The following is a 2,123-nucleotide window of genomic DNA, read 5'->3' as shown; positions in this document are numbered from 1 at the left end:
ACGACCACGCGTCGATCACGGACAGAAGCATGAACCCCAAGTCGATCTACCTTGCAGTCCCGCACCCAATGACAGAAGGTGTCCAATTGCTGCGGAGCGCGCGTTGGCATGTTGAAGGCAGGGCCTATGATCGGGCGCTCGCCTTGATCTTGGAGGCACATGCCGATCTACCCATGGCCGCGTTCTGGGGACAGGGGCACTCCGCCTCCAGCGACGGACAGTTCTTCCTCGCGACCGAGCGGGGCGAAGCGATGAACATGGTCAACGCCAAATACGGCAATGTCCCAGGCTTGAAAGGATACAGCCATGTCTCTGATCAATACGCGCCGTTTGCTACCCAGGTCATCCCGGCGACCGTCAGCAAAGGCACCCTATATTCTCGACGGGCTGCTCATGAATGACGCAGGCCGCCATGTCCGTCAGCACATTGCCGATACGGGCGAATTTACCGATCACGTCTTCGTCGCCTGCTCGCTTCTCGGCTACAGGTTCGCGCCACGCATCCGCGACCTGCAACAGAAAAGACACTATGCCTTTACCCCCGGTGCGACGCCGGCCAATGTGCGGGGTCTGGTAGGCGGGAAGATCAATGAGCCCCTCATCGAGCGGAACTGGCCCGACATCCTGCGGGTCATGGCCACGATCGCCGCCGACATTGTCGCCCCCAGCCAGATTCTGCGGAAGCTGGCTTCATATCCTCGTCAAAATGAGCTGGCCCTTGCCCTTTGGGAAGTCGGTCTTGTCGAACGGGCGCTGTTCATGATCGACTGGACTCTAGACGCCGGTTTGCAGCGCGAGGCCCAGATCGGCCTCAAAAAAGGTGAAGCCCATCATGCGCTGAAGCGCGCCATCAGCTTCCATCGGCGCGGTGAAATCCGGGACCGATCGGGTGAAGGTCAGCATTATCACATCGCCGGCATGAACTTCCTCGCCGCCATCATCATCTTCTGGAATAAGATTAAGCTCAGCGATGTCGTCACCGGTCGATCCGCTAATGGCGCTACCGTCCCACCCGATCTCCTCGCCCATTTCTCACCGCTGGTTTGGGAGCAAATCAACCTCACCGGCGAATATCGCTGGCCAAAATCCTTAGCGTAGGATTTCGCTCCCTCCCGCAAACGGCCCGTATTTTGCGGAGGACATCGCATGCCAACCGCGGCACTTCACCCGTCGGTAAAGTGCCACGGTCCTCAGTTCTGTGGGTAGCGAGGATCTAGCGAGTTAGTGACCTCACGCTCTAATAGCCGCTGCGCTTCGGTGAAGTGCCACGACTGGTCCAACCGCCTTAGCCGGTCGATAACGGATTCACATTCCGTTCTTATTGTGCTTCAAATGTTCTGATGTTTCAGCCTGATCTTTTTGCCACAGAGGCGACCTCGGAACCGGCCAGCGTTTCGGAACAACCGGTGCTCGACGTGCCTGGTATCCTCGAGCGACTGGCCGACTTTTGCGAGCGCCCCCGGTACAGCTTCATGGTGCTGAATCTGATCGCGCAATTGAGTGCGAAAACTGGCTCGGCCGGTCCGTTCGTCCGAGCGGGCGAGACGCGGATTCCGGTTCGAGACTGGTTATCTGACGCTCTGACCCCGGTCGCCCAGCGCGATCCCCGCCGGCTCGCGATCGCCGGAAAGGTTCGACGCGCGCTGGAGGACGATAATGCGCTACCAGAAGATAGCGCGGCAGCAGGCGCCTTGATCGACGATCTGGTACGCGAGCGCATCCGGATTTCCGGTCGAACTAACGTCAGTCGCGCCGTCTCAGAACTGGTTCGAGCCGGATTAGTCCAAAGGCGATATCAAGGATATCGGGTCGATCATCACAATCGCGGCGCGCAGCGTCAGGTCATGTACGCCATCACTGAGGAAGCGCGCCGTGCCCTGCGCTCCGGGGTGTGACTCGCGTTCCTTGCCTTCTATAGGCAAGCACGATGGCTTTTCATCACCGTTAGATCGTGATGCGAGCGTCCCATGGTGATCGTTCGGCATACGTGCAGGCATCTGAACTAGGGAATCAAAGGGTGGTAATAGCTTCTACGACTGGACTAGCTGTCTGGTTGCGACACATCATTGGGATATGGTAAAGAATGCCATCGCGGATCACGCGTGGCGCTTTGCCGTCCTTGC

General features: G+C 58.7%; 1 protein-coding gene and 1 pseudogene. Both read left to right on the top strand.

The window, feature by feature from the left end:
- Window positions 1-83: 83 nt before the first annotated feature.
- Window positions 84-1,098 (top strand): annotated as a pseudogene (locus K7W03_RS27305) (Tn3 family transposase); the annotation flags it as partial.
- Between the two features lie 242 nt (window positions 1,099-1,340).
- Window positions 1,341-1,895, top strand: coding sequence for a hypothetical protein (locus tag K7W03_RS27300; protein WP_008832040.1), 555 nt, complete (start codon window positions 1,341-1,343; stop codon window positions 1,893-1,895).
- Window positions 1,896-2,123 lie beyond the last annotated feature (228 nt).

Origin of the sequence: Sphingobium sp. PNB, from assembly GCF_019873065.1 — a bacterium.
GTDB lineage: Bacteria > Pseudomonadota > Alphaproteobacteria > Sphingomonadales > Sphingomonadaceae > Sphingobium > Sphingobium fuliginis.
Note: the sequence above shows the minus strand (reverse complement) of the source record. Positions and strands in the feature narration are given on the sequence as shown.

Bases quoted from the DNA above. Each gene is read 5' to 3' on its own strand.
- K7W03_RS27300 (WP_008832040.1), top strand. From the start codon at position 1,341: ATGTTTCAGCCTGATCTTTTTGCCACAGAGGCGACCTCGGAACCGGCC.